The sequence below is a fragment of the Acinetobacter entericus genome, from assembly GCF_026168575.1.
In the GTDB taxonomy this organism is placed as follows: domain Bacteria; phylum Pseudomonadota; class Gammaproteobacteria; order Pseudomonadales; family Moraxellaceae; genus Acinetobacter; species Acinetobacter bouvetii.
In genome coordinates, this window is sequence record NZ_JAPEQW010000151.1 from 1 (window position 1) to 364 (window position 364).

A 364-nucleotide genomic window follows, 5' to 3' on the forward strand; every position below is an offset into this window, starting at 1 on the left:
CAACATATAACAATGGCTGACGCTGGCAGAAAAGACTTTTCCGACAAACTCTCCGAGAAGGTTACTCCGGACTCACAAAAGACATACTATGACCAGGCCAAGGAGGCTGTCACTGATGCCTATGACAAGGCGGCTTCTGCACTAACTCCAGAAGACAACAAGTCATTGGGTCAACGTTTAGGCGACTCTGTGCAAAGAGGCCACGACGACGCCAAGGGCGATGCAAAGAGTGCTGCAAACTCTGGCGAGTCTGCCTTTGACCACCTCAAGCAAGCGACTGCAGATGCAGTTGAGCGTGTCTCTGCGGCGGTTACCGGTGCCAAGGAGGGAGCAGAAAACAATGCAAAGAAATAGGTGCAAGTGG

The 364-nt window shown here is 51.9% G+C and carries 1 protein-coding gene; it reads left to right on the top strand.

Features of this window, described 5'->3' with window-relative positions; translation table 11 throughout:
* A partial coding sequence (locus OKC24_RS20240; RefSeq protein WP_265466326.1) for a heat shock 9/12 family protein occupies window positions 1–354 on the top strand: 354 nt, incomplete at its 5' end.
* Between the last annotated feature and the right edge of the window lie 10 nt (window positions 355–364).